The 18,654-nt window shown below is 60.6% G+C and carries 17 protein-coding genes; 11 read left to right on the forward strand and 6 right to left on the reverse strand.

Annotated elements, in window-relative coordinates:
- Positions 1 to 165 precede the first annotated feature (165 nt).
- The 6 genes from ppc (at position 166) to FW800_RS00210 (ending at position 6,620) form a co-directional block, all read left to right on the forward strand.
- The gene (gene ppc, locus FW800_RS00185; RefSeq protein ID WP_446436748.1) at positions 166 to 2,811 is read left to right on the forward strand and encodes a phosphoenolpyruvate carboxylase; all 2,646 of its coding nucleotides are present in this window, start codon (positions 166 to 168) and stop codon (positions 2,809 to 2,811) included.
- A gap of 280 nt (positions 2,812 to 3,091) precedes the next feature.
- Positions 3,092 to 3,739: an adenylate kinase gene (adk, locus tag FW800_RS00190; protein ID WP_005785523.1), complete on the forward strand. Its 648-nt coding sequence runs from the start codon at positions 3,092 to 3,094 to the stop codon at positions 3,737 to 3,739.
- Positions 3,740 to 3,830: 91 nt separating this feature from the next.
- Complete coding sequence (gene tsaB, locus FW800_RS00195; protein ID WP_446436749.1) at positions 3,831 to 4,517, forward strand: tRNA (adenosine(37)-N6)-threonylcarbamoyltransferase complex dimerization subunit type 1 TsaB; 687 nt, start codon at positions 3,831 to 3,833, stop codon at positions 4,515 to 4,517.
- Between the two features lie 160 nt (positions 4,518 to 4,677).
- On the forward strand, positions 4,678 to 4,980 hold the full coding sequence (locus FW800_RS00200) for a hypothetical protein (protein WP_032877477.1): 303 nt from the start codon (positions 4,678 to 4,680) through the stop codon (positions 4,978 to 4,980).
- Positions 4,980 to 5,840 (forward strand): DUF72 domain-containing protein, encoded by an 861-nt coding sequence (locus FW800_RS00205; RefSeq protein ID WP_078820457.1) that lies wholly within the window; start codon positions 4,980 to 4,982, stop codon positions 5,838 to 5,840. The genes FW800_RS00200 and FW800_RS00205 overlap by 1 nt, the downstream gene beginning before the upstream one ends.
- Before the next feature lie 81 nt (positions 5,841 to 5,921).
- The gene (locus FW800_RS00210) at positions 5,922 to 6,620 is read left to right on the forward strand and encodes an extensin-like domain-containing protein (protein WP_446436750.1); all 699 of its coding nucleotides are present in this window, start codon (positions 5,922 to 5,924) and stop codon (positions 6,618 to 6,620) included.
- 3 nt (positions 6,621 to 6,623) lie between these two features.
- On the opposite strand, the gene FW800_RS00215 is transcribed toward FW800_RS00210, so the two are convergent.
- Positions 6,624 to 7,244 (reverse strand): energy transducer TonB, encoded by a 621-nt coding sequence (locus FW800_RS00215; protein WP_216090829.1) that lies wholly within the window; start codon positions 7,242 to 7,244, stop codon positions 6,624 to 6,626.
- A 96-nt stretch (positions 7,245 to 7,340) separates the two neighbouring features.
- On the opposite strand from FW800_RS00215, the gene FW800_RS00220 reads away from it, so the two are divergent.
- Positions 7,341 to 8,123, forward strand: coding sequence for a class I SAM-dependent methyltransferase (locus FW800_RS00220; protein ID WP_032877472.1), 783 nt, complete (start codon positions 7,341 to 7,343; stop codon positions 8,121 to 8,123).
- A gap of 447 nt (positions 8,124 to 8,570) precedes the next feature.
- On the opposite strand, the gene FW800_RS00225 is transcribed toward FW800_RS00220, so the two are convergent.
- Complete coding sequence (locus FW800_RS00225; protein WP_032877471.1) at positions 8,571 to 9,224, reverse strand: TetR/AcrR family transcriptional regulator; 654 nt, start codon at positions 9,222 to 9,224, stop codon at positions 8,571 to 8,573.
- 93 nt (positions 9,225 to 9,317) lie between these two features.
- Between FW800_RS00225 and FW800_RS00230 the strand changes: the two genes are divergently transcribed.
- The 3 genes from FW800_RS00230 to FW800_RS00240 all read left to right on the forward strand — a co-directional run bounded on the left by FW800_RS00230 (position 9,318) and on the right by FW800_RS00240 (position 13,976).
- Complete coding sequence (locus FW800_RS00230) at positions 9,318 to 10,418, forward strand: efflux RND transporter periplasmic adaptor subunit (protein WP_032877470.1); 1,101 nt, start codon at positions 9,318 to 9,320, stop codon at positions 10,416 to 10,418.
- Between the two features lie 5 nt (positions 10,419 to 10,423).
- The gene (locus FW800_RS00235) at positions 10,424 to 13,489 is read left to right on the forward strand and encodes an efflux RND transporter permease subunit (protein WP_223017665.1); all 3,066 of its coding nucleotides are present in this window, start codon (positions 10,424 to 10,426) and stop codon (positions 13,487 to 13,489) included.
- 235 nt (positions 13,490 to 13,724) lie between these two features.
- Entirely contained in the window at positions 13,725 to 13,976 is a 252-nt protein-coding gene (locus FW800_RS00240; RefSeq protein WP_143508414.1) for a hypothetical protein, read from the forward strand.
- Positions 13,977 to 14,057: 81 nt separating this feature from the next.
- Here the strand turns inward: FW800_RS00240 and FW800_RS00245 are convergent, their stop codons facing one another.
- The 3 genes from FW800_RS00245 to plsB are packed head-to-tail and all read right to left on the reverse strand — an operon-like array spanning position 14,058 to position 17,746.
- On the reverse strand, positions 14,058 to 14,747 hold the full coding sequence (locus tag FW800_RS00245) for a DUF4197 domain-containing protein (RefSeq protein ID WP_005785540.1): 690 nt from the start codon (positions 14,745 to 14,747) through the stop codon (positions 14,058 to 14,060).
- A 26-nt stretch (positions 14,748 to 14,773) separates the two neighbouring features.
- Complete coding sequence (locus FW800_RS00250; protein ID WP_216090831.1) at positions 14,774 to 15,175, reverse strand: YbaY family lipoprotein; 402 nt, start codon at positions 15,173 to 15,175, stop codon at positions 14,774 to 14,776.
- A gap of 51 nt (positions 15,176 to 15,226) precedes the next feature.
- Entirely contained in the window at positions 15,227 to 17,746 is a 2,520-nt protein-coding gene (gene plsB, locus FW800_RS00255; protein WP_032877465.1) for a glycerol-3-phosphate 1-O-acyltransferase PlsB, read from the reverse strand.
- 180 nt (positions 17,747 to 17,926) lie between these two features.
- Here plsB and FW800_RS00260 point away from each other — a divergent pair, with 180 nt between their 5' ends.
- Complete coding sequence (locus FW800_RS00260; protein ID WP_003219353.1) at positions 17,927 to 18,136, forward strand: cold-shock protein; 210 nt, start codon at positions 17,927 to 17,929, stop codon at positions 18,134 to 18,136.
- A 132-nt stretch (positions 18,137 to 18,268) separates the two neighbouring features.
- On the opposite strand, the gene FW800_RS00265 is transcribed toward FW800_RS00260, so the two are convergent.
- Positions 18,269 to 18,646 carry a hypothetical protein gene (locus FW800_RS00265; RefSeq protein WP_005785549.1) on the reverse strand — a complete coding sequence of 126 codons (378 nt, stop codon included), beginning with the start codon at positions 18,644 to 18,646 and terminating at the stop codon, positions 18,269 to 18,271.
- Positions 18,647 to 18,654: the final 8 nt, after the last annotated feature.

Here is an 18,654-nt window from a genome sequence, read left to right on the forward strand (position 1 = left end):
GTGATGAGTGACCAGCCGCCTGCGTGAATAACGCGACGGCTCATGCTTGAGACTAGCTTTAAGCCACAAGGTTTAAAGTCGTTTGCGTTCGGCCTTGTCAGAAACCGACGCCGACGGCACTCTGGAACACCTGCGCGTCCCGGATTTCTGGCTGGAGATTGGCTGATGAGTGATATCGATGCACGCTTGCGTGAGGATGTTCACCTGCTGGGTGAACTGTTGGGCAACACCATTCGAGAGCAGTACGGCGATGACTTTCTCGACAAGATCGAGCAAATCCGCAAAGGCGCCAAGGCTGACCGCCGCGGCGCAGTCTCGGACAAGGCGGCCGGCGACGAACTGAGTGCCAGCTTGAATCAGTTGCAAGAGGACGAGTTGCTGCCTGTTGCCCGGGCCTTTAACCAGTTCCTCAACCTGGCCAACATTGCCGAACAATATCAACTGATTCATCGGCGCGATGAATCGCAACCAGCGCCTTTTGAGTCCCGGGTGTTGCCGGAGTTGCTGGCGCGCCTGAAAAGCGAAGGGCACAGCCATGAATCCCTGGCCCGGCAGTTGGCACGGTTGGAGATCGAACTGGTGCTCACCGCCCACCCCACCGAAGTGGCTCGCCGTACCCTGATCCAGAAATACGATGCCATCGCCGCGCAACTGGCCCTCCAGGACCACCGTGACCTTACCAACGCCGAACGCGAGCAGATCCGCGAACGCTTGCAACGGCTGATCGCCGAAGCCTGGCACACCGAAGAAATTCGCCGCATCCGGCCCACCCCGGTGGACGAAGCCAAGTGGGGCTTTGCGGTGATCGAACATTCGCTGTGGCACGCCATTCCCAATTACCTGCGCAAGGCTGACCAGGCCCTGCACGCTGCTACCGGCTTGCGCCTGCCCCTGGAGGCTGCGCCGATTCGCTTTGCCTCGTGGATGGGCGGCGACCGTGACGGCAACCCCAATGTCACCGCGCCGGTTACCCGCGAGGTGCTGCTGTTGGCGCGCTGGATGGCAGCGGACTTGTACTTGCGCGACATCGATCAGCTGGCCTCCGAGCTGTCGATGCAACAGGCCAGCCCGGCGTTGCAAGCCAAGGTCGGCGACAGCGTCGAACCCTATCGCGCCTTGCTCAAGCAACTGCGCGAACGCCTGCGCGCCACGCGCCATTGGGCCCACGCTTCGTTGACGGCCAGCACCCCGGCGCCTGCCGAAGTGTTGCAGAACAACCGCGACCTGCTGGACCCGCTGGAGTTGTGCTACCAGTCCCTGCATGAATGCGGTATGGGCGTGATCGCCGATGGGCCGCTGCTCGACTGCTTGCGCCGTGCGGTGACCTTCGGGCTGTTCCTGGTGCGCCTGGATGTGCGTCAGGACTCCAGCCGTCACTCGGCGGCCATGACTGAAATCACTGACTACCTGGGCCTTGGGCGTTATGAGGATTGGGACGAAGACGCACGCATCAGCTTCCTGACCCAGGAACTGGCCAGTCGTCGGCCGTTGCTGCCGGGGTATTTCAAAGCTTCGGCAGACACCGCCGAGGTGCTCAATACCTGCAAGGAAATCGCCGCCGCACCGGCTGCCTCATTGGGCTCGTATGTTATCTCCATGGCGGGTGCCGCCTCGGATGTGCTGGCGGTGCAGTTGCTGTTGAAAGAGTCGGGCGTACAACGACCGATGCGTGTGGTGCCGTTGTTCGAAACGCTGGCTGACCTGGATAACGCCGGGCCGGTGATGGAGCGGCTGTTGCAACTGCCGGGTTATCGCGCGCGGTTGCAGGGGCCTCAGGAAGTGATGATCGGCTACTCCGACTCGGCCAAGGACGCAGGCACTACCGCCGCCGCCTGGGCGCAATACCGGGCGCAGGAGCGTCTGGTCGATATCTGCCGCGAACAGCAGGTGGAACTGCTGTTGTTCCATGGTCGTGGTGGCACCGTTGGTCGTGGCGGCGGCCCGGCCCACGCGGCGATCCTGTCGCAGCCGCCGGGCTCGGTGGCAGGGCGTTTCCGCACCACGGAACAAGGCGAGATGATCCGCTTCAAATTCGGCTTGCCGGATATCGCCGAGCAGAACCTCAACCTCTACCTGGCCGCCGTGCTGGAAGCGACACTGCTGCCGCCGCCACCACCGGAGCCTGCCTGGCGTCACTTGATGGACGAATTGGCGGCAGACGGTGTCAGCGCTTACCGCGCCGTGGTGCGGGAAAATCCGCAGTTCGTCGAGTATTTTCGCCAGTCCACGCCGGAGCAGGAGTTGGGCCGTTTGCCCCTGGGCAGCCGCCCGGCCAAGCGTCGCGCAGGTGGGATTGAAAGCTTGCGCGCGATCCCGTGGATCTTCGGCTGGACCCAGACGCGCCTGATGCTGCCTGCCTGGCTCGGCTGGGAGGCGGCATTGAGCAAGGCGCTGGAGCGGGGGGAAGGTGAGTTGCTGGCGCAGATGCGTGAACAGTGGCCGTTTTTCCGCACGCGCATCGACATGCTGGAAATGGTGCTGGCCAAGGCCGATGCCGATATCGCCCGTCTTTATGACGAGCGCCTGGTGCAGCCAGACCTACTGCCATTGGGTGCGCATTTACGCGACCTATTGTCGCAGGCCTGTAATGTGGTGCTTGGCTTGACCGGCCAGTCGCAGTTGCTGGCCCATAGCCCTGACACCTTGGAGTTCATCCGCCTGCGCAACACCTACCTCGACCCGTTGCACCTGTTGCAGGCCGAGTTGCTGGCGCGGTCCCGTCGGCAAGAGGCGGCGCAAGACAGCCCTCTGGAACAGGCGCTGCTGGTGTCCGTGGCCGGTATTGCCGCCGGTTTGCGCAACACCGGTTGAGGTTTCTTGCGTGTTCTCAACGGCTTGCGGATCAACCACGACGACCGCCCTGAAAAGGGCGGTCGTTGTTTGAGGAGGCGGGTTGCGCTCAGGCACACCCTGTCGCTGACGTATGCCGGGTGCGGGTTTCTCCTACTTTTGGCGGCTTGTATGGTGAGGGCCCGCTGTGTATCTTGATCAGCCTTTGGCCGTTTGATCGGCCTGGACCCATATTTTTACGAGATTGGCCCCACGCGGCGAATCCGAGCGTCATCTCTATAAAAAATTGAGGAGCACATCGATGCGCGTCATTCTGCTGGGAGCTCCCGGGGCCGGTAAAGGTACTCAGGCAAAGTTCATCACTGAAAAATTCGGCATTCCACAAATCTCCACCGGCGACATGCTGCGTGCTGCTGTCAAAGCCGGCACCGAGCTGGGCCTGATCGCCAAGAGCGTGATGGACAGCGGCGGCCTGGTCTCCGATGATCTGATCATCAACCTGGTCAAGGAACGCATCAGCCAGGAAGATTGCAAGAACGGCTTCCTGTTCGACGGTTTCCCTCGCACCATTCCCCAGGCTGAAGCCTTGGTGAAGGCGGGTGTTGAGTTGGATGCGGTGGTTGAAATCGCCGTAGAAGACGAAGAAATCGTCCAGCGTATTGCCGGTCGCCGCGTTCACGAAGGCTCGGGTCGCGTTTACCACATCGTCTACAACCCGCCAAAAGTGGCAGGCAAGGACGATGTCACCGGTGAAGACCTGGTGCAGCGTAAAGACGACACCGAAGAAACCGTGCGTCATCGCTTGTCGGTCTATCACTCCCAGACCAAGCCACTGGTGGACTTCTACCAGAAGTTGTCCGCGGCCCAAGGCAAGCCGAAGTACAGCCATATCCCTGGCGTGGGTTCGGTAGAAGCCATTACCGCCAAGGTGATGCAAGCACTGAGCTGATCCCGCCATCAGCTTTGCGTACAACGGCCCGCTTGCGGGCCGTTGTTGTTTATACTGGCGCACTTTTTTCCCGATTTGGACACCCACACCGATGAGCACCCTGCTGGCCCTGGACACCGCGACTGAAGCTTGCTCCGTTGCCTTGCTGCACGATGGCAAGGTAACGAGCCACTACGAGGTGATCCCGCGCCTGCACGCGCAGAAGTTGCTGCCGATGATCAAGCAGTTGCTCGAAGACGCCGGTATCACCCTGGCTGCCGTGGATGCCATCGCCTTTGGTCGCGGCCCCGGTGCCTTTACTGGTGTGCGCATTGCCATTGGCGTGGTGCAGGGCCTGGCGTTTGCGTTGGAGCGTCCGGTGTTACCGGTGTCCAACCTTGCCGTGCTGGCCCAGCGCGCACTGCGCGAACACGGCGCCACGCAAGTGGCCGCGGCGATTGATGCGCGGATGGATGAAGTCTATTGGGGCTGCTACCGCGAAACTGCCGGTGAAATGCGTCTGGTGGGCGTGGAGGCAGTGCAGCCGCCAGAAGCGGCAGGGTTGCCGGCTGATGCCAGCGGTGAGTGGTTCGGTGCCGGCACCGGCTGGGGTTATGGCGAACGCATCGACGTGCATTTGGTAGGGCAGGACGCTGCGATGTTGCCTCATGCCGAAGATCTGCTGGCGTTGGCACGTTTTGCATTCGAACGCGGCGAGGCGATCCCGGCGGATCAAGCGGCACCGGTTTACCTGCGCGACAAAGTGGCGCAGACAAAGGCCGAGCGCGGGATTATTTGACGCCAAAAATGTGGGCATTCGGTGGCAAATTTCGCCAATCGTCAGAATTTGCCGCGGTTTTTAAACCTTTTACAAATTATGTGTTCTAGTTATCACCAGAGCATTTGCGCACTACGGAAAGTGCCGCTAAATTGCCATCATTGATACCGAGTCTGCATGTATGCGTATAGACGGCTTCTCCTCACAGTCCTACCCTCTCAAACGTAAGCCACGCAAGGCGAACGTGACGGTAGACGAGTCCGTGGAGGATTCGCCGGACTTCATTGAAGTCCACGCTGATTCGCCCTCCAGCGCCAAGGGGGCCGGGAGCGCACGTATCAGCGGCGTTCCTGCCCGCCAGCAAGACATGGTCTTCCCCCGCTCCATGAGCAAAAGCGTTGCCACCGCCCTGGCCAGTTACCTGACCACCGCCGGCTTTGTCGAATGGGATATGGAAGTGCTGGGTCTCGACATTCATATCTGATGGGTTTGCCTTATTACATTGGTTGCCCGTCCTGGAGTGAAAACGCCTGGCGTGAGTACCTGTACCCGGTGGAGGCGCGTTCCAGCGATTACCTCGGGCTCTATTCTCAAGTCTTCAATGCGGTTGAAGGCAATACCACGTTTTATGCTCGACCTTCGGCCGCTACCGTGCAGCGCTGGGCCGAGATCATGCCGGCTGACTTTCGCTTCACCGCCAAATTCCCAGGGGATATCAGCCATGCGGGTGACTTGCGCGAGCAATTGCCTGCGGCAGAGAGTTTTGTCAGTTTGATGAGCCCTTTGGGTGAGCGCGTTTCACCGCTGTGGCTGCAGCTCTCAAAAGGGTTCACCCCGCAGCGCCTGGCCGAACTGGCCGGTTTCCTCGATGGCATTGATCGTCCATTGGCCGTGGAAGTCCGGCACGAGCAGTTCTTCGCCAAGGGAGACGCCGAGCGTATGCTCAACCGCCTGTTGCGCGATCGTGGCGTCGAGCGCATCTGCCTCGACCCTCGCGCCCTGTTCAGTTGTACGTCAACCTCGGCGGCAGTGCTGCACGCCCAATCCAAAAAGCCCAAGGTGCCACCGCGACCGGCGGCGCTGACCCAGTTTCCCCAGGTACGCTTCATCGGGCATCCGGAGCTGGAGGCCAATGACCCGTTCCTGATCCCATGGGTGGAAAAGATCGCCAGTTGGATCGAAGAGGGACGCACGCCGTACATATTCCTGCACACCTCGGACAACCGCCTCGCGGCACAACTGGCGTTGCGCTTTCATGCACAGCTGATGGCGCGCCTGCCCGGCCTGCCGCCGCTGCCCACCCTGCATCGAGAGCCCGTTGCGCAGCAACTGGGGTTACTCTAGGGGGCGTTCTCAATTAGTTTCCCCGGCGGGGAAACTAATTGAGAACGCCCCCTAGACATCCGATTTTTCAAGGATTGAGCCGTGGGTTCGATAAAACTGCTGGGCCTGCTGTTGCTGCTGGCGGGCGCTTTCGCGCTGGGCGTCTGGCGTGGCTGGGTGCCGATGCCGGCTGAGTGGAACCCCTGGGCACCCCTGGATGTGCGCGCCAGTCCCAACCTGCTCACGCGCTACAAGCTCAGCCGTTTGCAGGATGATCCGGCGCTGTGTGACCAAGTCTTGAAAACCTCCGGCCTGCGGGTCAGCCGTCAGGCGGATACCGCTGCCGATGCGGCGTGCCCGTTGCGCAATGTCCTGCGTGTGCAGGGCGCTGAGGTGGCTCTGAGCAGCAGCTTTCTGGCCAGTTGCCCCCTGGCTGTGGCGTTCGCGTTGTTCGAGCGTCACAGCCTGCAACCGGCGGCCCAGGCAGTGTTCGGCCAGGCGGTGAGTCGGGTCGAGCATTTGGGCAGCTTTGCCTGCCGTAATGTTTACAACCGTGCCGACGGGCGCCTGAGCCAACATGCCTCGGCCAATGCCTTGGATATCGCTGGTTTTCGTCTGGTGGACGGGCGCAGCATCAGCGTGTTGAAGGATTGGCCGGGGGAGGGCGACAGTGCGCGTTTCCTGCGCTTGGTGCGCGATGGTGCCTGTGATGATTTCAACGTGGTGCTGAGCCCGGATTACAACGCTGCTCACCGCAACCATTTTCACCTGGATATGGGGCGATGGTGGGTGTGTCGCTGAGGCTTAAGCGGCCAGGCGCAGGTTGTGGGTCACCAGTGGGCGCGCCCAGTAGTAGTCGAAATCCAGCGCCTTCTGTTGCGCCATCAATTCTTCTTCGGGGTATGGCTCGGCAGCCGGTGGCAACAGGTCCAGTTCGAACTCGGCAATCGGCAAGTGCAGTGTGCGTGGCTCGGGGGCCGGGCCGGGCTCTGGTAGTGGTTGGCCGGCGTTCAGCACAATCGGGCGGACCCAACCGCTGTCGAAATCTTGCTGGCGCTGCTGGGCGACGAGTTCTTCTTCCGGGAAGGGTATCGGCGCCGGTGGCAGCAACTCGGTTTCGAATTCGGCAATCGGCAGGAACAGCGGCTCAGGCGGGGCGATCTCGGTGTCTTTCACGTCACACTCACGCTGGGTGAGGATCTGCGAGAGCATGTCGGCGCCTTCGCCGGGTTCGACCGAAGGGTCGGCAGGTGCAGGCGCCTTGGCGGCCAGTGCCTGCGGCGCTTCACCGAGCTGTTCGGCCAGCGCCCGGGCGAAGAAGTCCTGCCACACATGACTCACCCCGGCCAGCGCTTGAGTATTGCGCAGGCCGTAGTGGTTGTGGGTCGGCAGTACACCGATGGTTAGGGGAAGAATGTCTGACATTTTTCTCGGTCGACGCTCAGCTCTGGCAAAATACCTGACTGCTGTTTTTATCGGCCGCTGTTTGCCGATCCTTAATATTTTTGAGCGTAGCGATTGATGAACGAACAACCAGCGGCCAGCCGCATCCAGGTCGAGGCGTTGGCCGACAGTTTCCAGGCCTGCGCCGAGCAGTGGGCTTCGCTGCTGGGCTTGCCTTTACAGGTGGCGGATGCGGATTTTTCCCTGCAAGTGGGCGAGCAGGGCCTGCAATTGCAGCAGCTTGGGCCCGATGCGCCGGGGCCGGTGCGGGTCGACTTTGTCGAAGGCGGCGCGGCGCATCGGCGTTTATATGGCGGTGGCAGTGGGCAAATGATCGCCAAGGCCGTGGGCATCGCCCAGGGCGTACGGCCCAAGGTGCTGGACGCCACGGCCGGGTTGGGCAAGGACGCGTTCGTATTGGCCAGCCTGGGGTGCGAGATGAGCCTGATCGAACGCCAGCCGTTGATCGGTGCCTTGCTCGAAGACGGCCTGGCACGCGCTGCGCAGGATTTTGAAGTGGCACCGATTGTGGCGCGCATGAAGCTGCTCAAGGGCAACTCCATCGATGTGATGCTCAATTGGGAGGGCGAGCCGCCCCAGGTGATCTACCTGGACCCGATGTTTCCACACCGTGAGAAAACCGCCCTGGTGAAGAAGGAAATGCGCCTGTTTCGACCGTTGGTGGGCGATGATCCGGATGCACCGGCCTTGCTCGCTGCCGCCCTGGCTTTGGCCAGCCACCGTGTGGTGGTCAAGCGCCCGCGCAAGGCGCCGTGCATTGACGGGCCCAAGCCGAGTCATGCGTTGGATGGCAAGTCCAGCCGCTACGATATTTATCCCAAGAAAGCGCTCAAGCCATAAGCTGCAAGCAACAGCACTCATATTCGTGATGCTGCGAGATCCAAATGTGGGAGGGGGCTTGCTCCCGATGGCGGCCTCAGGGCCGACCAGGATGTTGGATTAGACCGAGTACATATCCGTTATTCAGGTGACGGCCGCTATTGGTTCCGCTTTTACAGCGGGTCACTTTGGAAAAGAGCCCCAAAGTAACCAAAAGGCTCTTGCCCCACCACTCGGCACCTCGCTTAGGCTCGGTGTGCCCGTAATCCGCCATGGATTTTGGGGGCCGCCGCCACGCGCCATCCATGGCGCGGGGCGGCTAAACCGGCATCCCTGCCGGTTTACCCCCCAAATCCCTGTCGAATTCCGGCCAGCGTGGTTTAACGGGGCGCTTAAGATCAAGATCAAAAGCAGATCAAGATCAAGAGCGGCTCGCTTCGCATCGTGTTTAGGGTCGGTTGCTGCACCCTACGCTGTTGTCGAGACCGGGCTGCGATAGGCCCGCATAAACAACTTCACCACGTCCTGCACATGCTCTTCTGCCTCTTCTGCGCTCAGTTGCCCGCCGCAGCCGTACAACAGGCGAAAGTTCGCCGTGCCCTTGAGCAGGCAAAAGAAGTGCTCCGCCGCTTTGAAGGGGTTGTCGATGTGTAAGGCACCGCTCTGGTCGATCTTGCCGAGCAGGCGCTCCATGCCTTGCAACATGCGCATGGGGCCGGCTTCGAAGAAGATCCGCGAGAGCTTCACGTCCTGATTGCCGGTGGTCATCATCAGGCGATGCAGGTTCACGGACTCCTCGCTGTTGATCAGCCGATGAAAGCCCCGTGCGATGTTCAGCAATACCGTCTCTACGGGCATGCCTTCGGGTAGCTCGAAATACATTACCGGCAATTGCTCTTCACATTTGGCCACCACCGCCGCGGTGAACAACGTCTCTTTATCGGTGAAGTGGCTGTAGACGGTGAGTTTCGAGACGCCCGCCGCAAGCGCGACGGCATCCATGCTGGTGTTCGCGTAGCCATTGCCCAGGAACAGGGATTTCGCGGCTTCGAGGATTGCCTGGCGTTTTGCCATGTCCTTGGGACGCCCGGGGCTGGCGGTGTTCACAGGATTGTCGGACATTTTCACCTTTAATACTGGACTGGCGAGTTTGGTATTAATAACATACCGGCCAGTATAATTATTCCAAGCTCCATTTGCGAAAGGTCCTTCAGCATGCGCAGCGCGTTCCTGCCCCTTGCTTTGCCTGTCAGCCTGGTCTTTTTATTGGCCGCCTGCGGCCATGAAGAAGCGACCCAGGCCACCGTCCGCCCCGCCATGGTGGTGCAGCCGCAGCCCTCGGCACAGGCAATGGACAGCTACCCCGGTGAAGTACGTGCCCGTTATGAGCCGGACCTGGCCTTTCGCATCGGCGGCAAAGTCAGCAAGCGGCTGGTGGAAGAGGGCGAGCGGGTCAAGGCCAACCAGCCACTGGCTGAACTTGACCCCCAGGATGTGCGCCTGCAACTGGAAGCCAGCCGTGCCCAAGTGGCCGGCGCTGAGGCCAATCTGAACCTGGTGCGCGCTGAGCGCGATCGCTACAAGACCCTGATGGACCGTCAGATGGTCAGCCGCTCGCAGTACGACAACGCCGAAAACCTCTACCGAGCAGGTGAAGCGCGCCTGAAGCAGATCAAGGCCGAGTTCGACGTGTCGAGCAACCAGGCCGGATATGCTGTGCTGCGCGCGCCCCAGGACGGCGTGGTCGCCAAGCGTGCTGTCGAAGTCGGCCAAGTGGTCTCGGCGGGGCAGACCGTGTTCACCCTGGCCACCGATGGTGAGCGCGAAGTGCTGATCAGCCTGCCCGAGCAAGGCTTCGGCCGCTTCAAGGTCGGCCAGCCGGTGTCGGTAGAGTTGTGGAGCCAGCCCGAACAGCGCTTCGCCGGACGCATCCGTGAACTGTCACCCGCAGCCGACCCGAAATCCCGCACCTTCGCCGCCCGTGTAGCCTTCACCGGCGGTAAAGTCCCTGCCGAACTGGGCCAGAGCGCGCGCGTATTCATACAAACCGACGGCGTCATTGCGCTCTCGGTACCGCTGTCTGCCCTCAGCGCAGAGAACGGCGCGTCCTTCGTCTGGCGGGTAAAGCCGGACAACACCCTTGAGCGTACGACGGTGCGCATTGGTGCGTTCGGTGAAAAAAATGTGCCGGTGCTCGAAGGCTTGGCTCCCACCGACTGGGTGGTTGCCGCAGGCGTGCATGTGCTGCATGAGGGCCAGCAAGTGCGCCCTGTGGATCGCTCCAACCGTGTCGTGAATCTGGCGGCCAAGGAGTAATCCCGATGGGTTTCAATCTTTCCGAATGGGCGCTGCGTAATCGCCAGATCGTACTGTTTTTGATGATCCTGCTGGCCGTGGTCGGCACCTTGTCCTACACCAAGCTGGGGCAAAGCGAGGACCCGCCCTTTACCTTCAAGGCCATGGTGATCAAGACCAACTGGCCCGGCGCCACGGCCCAGGAGGTGTCGCGCCAAGTTACCGAACGCATCGAGAAAAAATTGATGGAGACCGGTGAGTACGAGCGCATTGTGTCTTTCTCGCGCCCTGGCGAATCCCAGGTCACTTTCATCGCCCGCGACTCGATGCGTTCGGCGCAAATTCCTGAGTTGTGGTACCAGGTGCGCAAGAAAATCAGCGACATCCGCCAAACCTTGCCACCGGATATCCAGGGGCCATTTTTCAACGACGAGTTCGGTACCACCTTCGGCAATATCTACGCCCTGACCGGCGATGGTTTTGACTATGCGGTGCTCAAGGACTACGCCGACCGCATCCAGATTCAGCTGCAACGGGTGCCGGACGTGGGCAAGGTCGAGTTGCTTGGCCTGCAGGACGAGAAGATCTGGATCGAACTGTCCAACCTCAAGCTTGCCACCCTGGGTTTGCCGTTGGCCGCAGTACAGCAGGCGTTGCAGGAACAAAATGCCGTATCGACCGCCGGCTTTTTTGAAACCCCGAGCGAGCGTGTGCAGTTGCGCGTGTCTGGCAACTTCAAAACCGTGGAGCAGATTCGCGACTTCCCGATTCGAGTGGGCGATCGCACCTTTCGTATCGGCGACGTGGCCGATATCCATCGGGGCTTCAACGACCCACCGGCACCGCGCATGCGTTATATGGGCGCGGACGCCATCGGCCTGGCCGTGGCCATGCGCGACGGTGGGGATATTCTGGTACTGGGCAAAGCTCTTGAGAATGAATTCGCACGCCTGCAAAAGAACCTTCCTGCGGGCATGGAGCTGCGCAAGGTGTCCGACCAACCGGCAGCGGTGAAGACCAGCGTCGGCGAATTCGTCCAGGTGCTCGCCGAGGCATTGGCTATTGTATTGCTGGTGAGTTTTTTCTCCCTCGGTGTGCGCACCGGCATGGTGGTCGCCCTGGCGATCCCGCTGGTACTGGCGATGACATTTGCCAGCATGTATTACCTGGGCATCGGCCTGCACAAGATTTCCCTTGGCGCTCTGGTGCTGGCCCTGGGTTTGCTGGTGGATGACGCGATCATCGCTGTGGAAATGATGGCGATCAAAATGGAGCAGGGCTACGACCGGCTCAAGGCTGCGAGCTTCGCCTGGACCAGCACAGCATTCCCCATGCTCACCGGTACCTTGATCACGGCGGCGGGCTTTTTGCCGATTGCCACTGCGCAGTCGAGCACCGGTGAATACACTCGCTCGATCTTCCAAGTGGTGACCATTGCCTTATTGGCCTCCTGGGTGGCTGCCGTGGTGTTTGTACCGTATCTCGGGGAAAAGCTGCTGCCGGACCTGGCGAAAATTCACGCGGCCAAGCACGGCACCGACGGCCCGGATCCCTACGGCACGCCTTTCTACCAGCGTGTAAGACGTTTGGTGGAGTGGTGTATACGTCGGCGCAAGACGGTCATCGTGTTGACCCTGCTGTTGTTTATCGGCTCGGTCGCGTTGTTCCGCTTTGTACCGCAGCAGTTCTTCCCTGCTTCCGGGCGCCTGGAACTGATGGTCGACCTGAAACTGGCCGAAGGCGCCTCCCTGAGCAACACCGCCGAGCAGGTCAAGCGTCTGGAGGTATTGCTCAAGGCGCACGCGGGTATCGAAAACTATGTGGCCTACGTGGGCACCGGCTCGCCGCGGTTCTACCTGCCGCTGGACCAGCAACTGCCGGCCGCCAGCTTCGCGCAGTTCGTGGTGTTGGCCAACACCATCGAGGAGCGTGAAAGCCTGCGCACCTGGCTGATTGAAACGCTCAACGAGCAGTTCCCCGAGCTGCGCTCGCGGGTCACTCGCCTGGAGAATGGCCCGCCCGTGGGCTATCCGGTGCAGTTTCGCGTGACCGGCGAACACATCGAAGAGGTCCGCGCCCTGGCCCGCAAAGTGGCGGCCAAGGTGCGCGAAAACACCCACGTGGTTAACGTGCATCTGGACTGGGAAGAGCCGAGCAAAATCGTGTATCTGAATATCGACCAGGACCGGGCGCGCGCCCTTGGCGTGAGTACTGCCAACCTGTCGAAATTCCTGCAGAGTTCCCTGACCGGTTCCAGCGTCAGCCAATACCGGGAGGACAACGAATTGATCGAGATCCTCCTGCGCGGTACCGTCCACGAACGCACCGAGCTGTCGCTGCTGCCGAGCCTTGCCGTACCCACTGACAATGGTAAAAGCGTGGCGCTGTCGCAGATCGCCACCCTCGAATACGGTTTCGAAGAAGGCATCATCTGGCACCGCAACCGCCTGCCGACCGTGACCGTGCGTGCCGATATCTACGGCAAGGAACAACCGGCGACCTTGGTGCAGCAGATCCTGCCGACGCTCACAGGTGTGCGTGCCGAACTGCCGGACGGTTACCTGTTGGAAGTGGGTGGCACCGTCGAAGACTCTGCTCGCGGGCAAAACTCGGTGAAGGCCGGCGTGCCGCTGTTCATCGTGGTGGTGCTGACTTTGCTGATGCTGCAATTGCGCAGTTTCTCACGCACGGCGATGGTTTTTCTGACTGCCCCCCTGGGCCTGATCGGTGTGACCTTGTTCCTGCTGGTATTCCGCCAACCCTTTGGCTTCGTCGCCATGCTTGGCACGATCGCGTTGTCGGGAATGATCATGCGTAACTCGGTCATTCTGGTGGACCAGATCGAGCAGGACATCAAGGCCGGACTGGCGCCGTGGCAGGCGATTATCGAAGCGACCGTGCGACGCTTTCGTCCGATTGTGCTGACGGCCCTGGCGGCGGTGCTGGCGATGATCCCACTGTCGCGCAGCGTGTTTTTCGGGCCCATGGCTGTGGCGATCATGGGCGGGTTGATTGTGGCGACGGCGTTGACGCTGTTGTTTTTGCCGGCGTTGTACGCGGCGTGGTTCAGAGTCAGGAAGGAGGTAGCGTAGCGAGGTGTTTGCTGTTTCCCGTACATGTGTTTTTTTCGGGTTTCTCTGCCAGGCCGGTGCCTGGCCATCCCCTGATTCCCACCGGGCAGTATTTACATACCGATGCAAACACGCAGTCGCTCAGATGGAACGCTTGCCCTTGTAACTCCACTCAGGCAATGCCTGACGGACAGGCAGAGGACTTGGCACTGCCATGTGGCGGCCAGGCCTTTTCATTGAGTTCATGGAGTTTTACATGTCGTTCTTTAATGCGATTGCGGCTTTCAAAGGGGCTTTTCTCGGGGCCTTGCTGGGTAATCATGCGCCGCGAAATGATTTCGCGGTTACCCAACCGTATAGACCTCATCATGGCAGTTCAGGTCATTACCACCGCCCGCATTTTAGCTATGCCCAACCCACCAGATATCACAACCCGTCATACCTGCATCAACAACCGGTCAACGGGTATCAATCACCCAGCAGACCTTTGTATCCGCTGTTTCGTTAAACCCGTGACAGGCTTGACCTGAAACAACTGCGCCAAGGCCCGTTACCAGCGGCCTTGGCGCAGTAGGGTCGTAGTGCGGGGTTACAGCGCTCCAAACACCTTCTTTGCCAAACTGGTGGCAGCCGCCGCCGGATTCTTGCGAATCGTCTCTTCCTGCTGCGCAATCATCTTGAACAAACCATCCAGCGCTTGCTCGGTCACGTAGTTTTCGACGTTGGCGCTCTTGGCATCCACGGCGCCGAAGGCCGCGGCCTTGCCGGCCAGGGCGTTGTACTGCTGAGCCACGCCGACCTTGTCGGTAGCGGCCTTGACGATGGGCAGGAACTTGGCGCGGATTTCCTCTCGGCTGCTTTTGTTCAGGTATTGGGTGGCAGAGTCCTGACCACCGCTGAGAATGCCCTTGGCGTCGGTCACGCTCATGTTTTTCACCGCATTGACCAGAATCGGCTGGGCCTGGGTCACGGCGGTTTCAGCCGCTGCGTTCATGCTGGTTTCCAGCTGTGTGACCTGGTCACCCATGCCGAACATTTTCAGCTTGTCGGCGACTTTGCCGAGCTTGCCTGGCAGGCCGATTTTTACTTCCGGGTTGTTGCTGAAACCACCGGGCTTGCCCAGTTGTTTGACGGCAATCTGCGCACCTTGGGTCAAGGCATCCTTCAGGCCGCCGCTGGCATCGCCCTGGGACAGGCTGCCAAGGTCGAGGGCCATGGCGTTGGCACCGAACAGCAAGCCGGCACACAGGGCAGTGAGGCGAAGAGATTTGCGGAGCATGGGCGCTTCCTTATGACGTGAATTGATCAGTGTGCGACCGCATCAACCCGCAGGCGCAGCGGCTGTGGATCCTGGCCATTGAGTTGCACGGCGTGCCGCTCTGTAGTGATGAACAGTAGCTTGCCCTCCAGTTCGATGCGAGCGCTGACCGAGTAAGTATGGCCTGGCTTGACCTGGGCCGGGTCATAGCTCAGGTGAAACGGCAGAGGCACCTGGCCTTTGACCGGGCCTTTCTGTTCGGCGAGGGTCACGGCCGGGGCGTCCATGAGGGACACATCTTGCAGGCTGACGCTCAAGGTGGCAGCAGGCGGCAGGGCAATACGTTGCAGATAGAACACTTCGCCGTCGAGGCTGGCTTTTGGGGTTGGGGTCATTGATTGGCAGGCTCCGAGCAGGGCGGTCAGGCCCAGGAGAATGATCTTTTTCATGGTGCAGCTCCTTTTCAACGGCGCCGGAATCCGCCCGGCGCCTCAGTCAATCTAACGGCTTTGTTCAGGTGTGACCGCTTCTGCTTGCGCCAGCGCTTCGGCTGCGCCATCTACGCGGTGCAAGGCCACTTGGCGGATCGACAGGCGAATATCGGCCGGCAGCACGCGTTTGGCGGCGCCTTCAGCCAGTTCGCCGAGCAGGTCGTGATAGCCCAGCTTGCCGGCTTCATCGCGACGCAGCACATCTTGCTCCAGCAACGTCTGAATAAAATGTCGGAAAAGACTCTTGTCGAAGAATTCCGGGGCGTTGAGACCGTGCAGGATTGATAGGCGCTGGGCCATGATCGTGCACAGGTCTTCCAGTTCTTCGGCGCTGATGCTGTTCTGGCCGCTGTTGAGCAGCAGCGATATCGCCATGTAGAACCGTTGCAGGGTCTGGGCGATGCTCTTGGACAACAGCGTCAACAGCACAAATTGTCGCGAACTCGGCGCCGGGCGCAGGTACACAGCGTTTTCGAAGCGCAGCAGGCCTTGTTCGACAAACGCGTCCAGCCACTGGTCGACCACGGTGTCCAACTCTTCCAGCGACCAGCGGATAAACAGCTCCGATTGCAGGTACGGGTAGAGCGCACGGGTGTAGCGCAGGATCTGTTCGCGGCTCATCCGCGAGCTGCTCTGGAAGAAGCTCGCCAGCAACGCCGGCAGGGCGAAGATATGCAGCACGTTGTTGCGGTAGTAGGTCATCAGGACGGCGTTCTGTTCGTCCAGGTAGACAATCTTGCCCAAGGCGTCGCTTTGTTCCGACAGCAGCTTCATGTCCTTGACGTGCTTGATCAGCGCCAGGCCATCGCCCTCCGGCAAGGTCGTGTGGGGCGAGTAGGGAACGCGACGCAGCAGCGCCAGGTACAGGTCGAGCTGGCGCGCCATGGCTTGTTCATCCAGGGCCAGGCGTGTGGTCGACAGCAGGGCCAGGGCCACCAGGTTCACCGGGTTGATCGCCGCGGCTTCGTTCAAGTGCCGCGCCACCTGCTCGCCAAGGCGGTTGGTGGTTTCGTTGAGCCACGCCGGCTTGTAGTTCGGGCCCAGTTCCTGGGCGCGCCAGTCCGGTTGCTCGGCGTCGAGAAATTCGGCCAGCTTGATCGGCTCACCGAAGTTGACCGCGACCTGGCCGAAGCGCTGCTTGAGGGCGCCGACCACTTTGAAAATATCGAAGATCGACTCTTTCTTCTTGCTCGCGCCACGCAATTCGCCGAGGTAGGTGCGGCCTTCGAGCACGCGTTCATAGCCGATATACACCGGCACGAACACGATCGGCATACGCGAGGAGCGCAGGAAGCTGCGCAGGGTAATCGCCAGCATCCCGGTTTTCGGTTGCAGCATGCGCCCCGTGCGCGAGCGGCCGCCTTCGACGAAGTACTCCACCGGGAACCCCTTGGTGAACAGGGTGTGCAGGTATTCATTGAACACCGAGGTGTACAGCGGGTTGCCCTTGAAGGTGCGGCGCATGAAGAACGCACCGCCACGGCGCAGCAGGCTGCCGATCACTGGCATGTTGAGGTTGATACCGGCCGCGATGTGCGGCGGGGTCAGGCCGTTCTTGAACAGCAGGTACGACAGCAGCAGGTAGTCGATGTGGCTGCGGTGGCAAGGCACATAGATCACCTCGTAGCCTTGGGCCACCTTCTGCACGCCTTCGATGTTATTGACCTTGATACCGTCGTAGATCTTGTTCCAGAACCAGCTCAGCACCACTTCCAGAAAACGGATCGCGGTGTAGGTGTAGTCCGAGGCAATCTCGTTGCCGTAGCGCAGCGCCAGGGCCTTGGCTTTTTCCGCAGAGATTTTTTCTCGTTCGGCTTCATCAAAAATGGCCTGGCGCACCAGCGGCATATTCACCAGCCCCTTCACTAGGTTACGGCGGTGAGACAGGTCGGGACCGATCACTGCCGTCTTCAGGTTACGAAAGTGCACGCGCAGGATGCGCTGGGCCATGCGCACGGTGCGTTCGTGACCTTTATTGTGCTCGATCAATTCACGCAGGTTGATTGGCGCGGAGAATTGCACGCGGGTCTTGCGCCCCAGGATCAGGATGCTCAGCAACCGGCGCAGACGCCCGGTCACCGCCCAACTGTCGGCAAACAGCAGTTTCCACGGGCTGGACTCGCTTGCAGGAGACTGGCCCCAGAACACGCTGACGGGAATGATTTGTGCATTCTCTTCGGCGTGCTCGGTGAGGGTATTGACCAGGCGTGTCAGGGTGGGCGGTGCACCGCGCTTGTCCTGGCGGCCGAGCCAATCCGGATCCGGCGTGAGATAGAAGAACGCCGCGGGCTCCATCAATGGGCCTACCGACACTGGCAGCACCGGGCGCGGCAAGCCGGCCTTGGTGCACTCGGCATCGACCACCGCCAACTCGGTGAGGGAGGGTGATTGCAGGACGTAGAAAACCGGCCGGCTGCGGTCCAGGTTAAGGGTGAGGGACGACTGGTTGATCGTCTCCGAGCGAACCCAGAGGTACAACAGTCGGCGCAAGGTGCCAAACACCAGACGGCGGAACGGGGAGCGGGTCATAGGCGAACTGCTTCAAGTGGAAAAAACCGAGCAGATGCTCGGGCAGGTAGTGTGCCGTATTCACCGAAAATCGGCAAAAAAGCAGCGATGTAAACTTGAGTTGATGGTTTTTGAGCCTGTCTTATACTCGGCAGTTCAATACGTGCGACTCAACAATAAAAAACCAGTGGGAGTGAACAGATGGCAACGCGCGAAACCGGCAATGTGAAGTGGTTCAACGATGCAAAGGGCTACGGCTTTATCCAGCGTGAAGACGGCAAGGACGTGTTTGTGCACTACCGCGCCATTCGCGGTGAAGGCCACCGCTCGTTGGCCGAAGGCCAGCAGGTGGAATACGCCGTGGTCACGGGCGAGAAGGGCTTGCAGGCCGAGGATGTGGTCGGTTTGTAAGTTCAGCACTGAACCAATGTGGGAGGGGGCTTGCTCCCGATTGCAGAGTGTCAGTCACTAAATATATAGACTGACCCACTGCTATCGGGAGCAAGCCCCCTCCCACATTTTGATTGGGTTAACAGCTATAGATCAGGCGGTTTTCCAGGTGATCTGCTCTTCACCATCTGCGCTGATGCGAATCCAGGTATCGGCACTTTCCTCGCCTTCTTCCTCAACCCACGTCCCCGGTGCGCAGCGCACTTCAACATTCAATGCGGCAAACGCGGCGCGGGCGCAGGCGATGTCGTCGTCCCACGGGGTCTGGTCGCTTTCCAGGTACAGGCTGTTCCATTTGCCTACAGCCTTGGGCAGCCACGTAACCGGCACGCTGCCGGCCTTGCACTTGTAGGTCTGGCCTCTCTGGACCCAGTCGGAGCAAGGGCCCAGGGCGGCGCCCAGCCAGGCGGCGATGGCCTTGTGATCGACGTCGGCATCTTTCAGGTAAATCTCGATATCGGGTTGGCGCATGGATGTTC

The sequence above is a fragment of the Pseudomonas sp. 910_23 genome, from assembly GCF_052850795.1.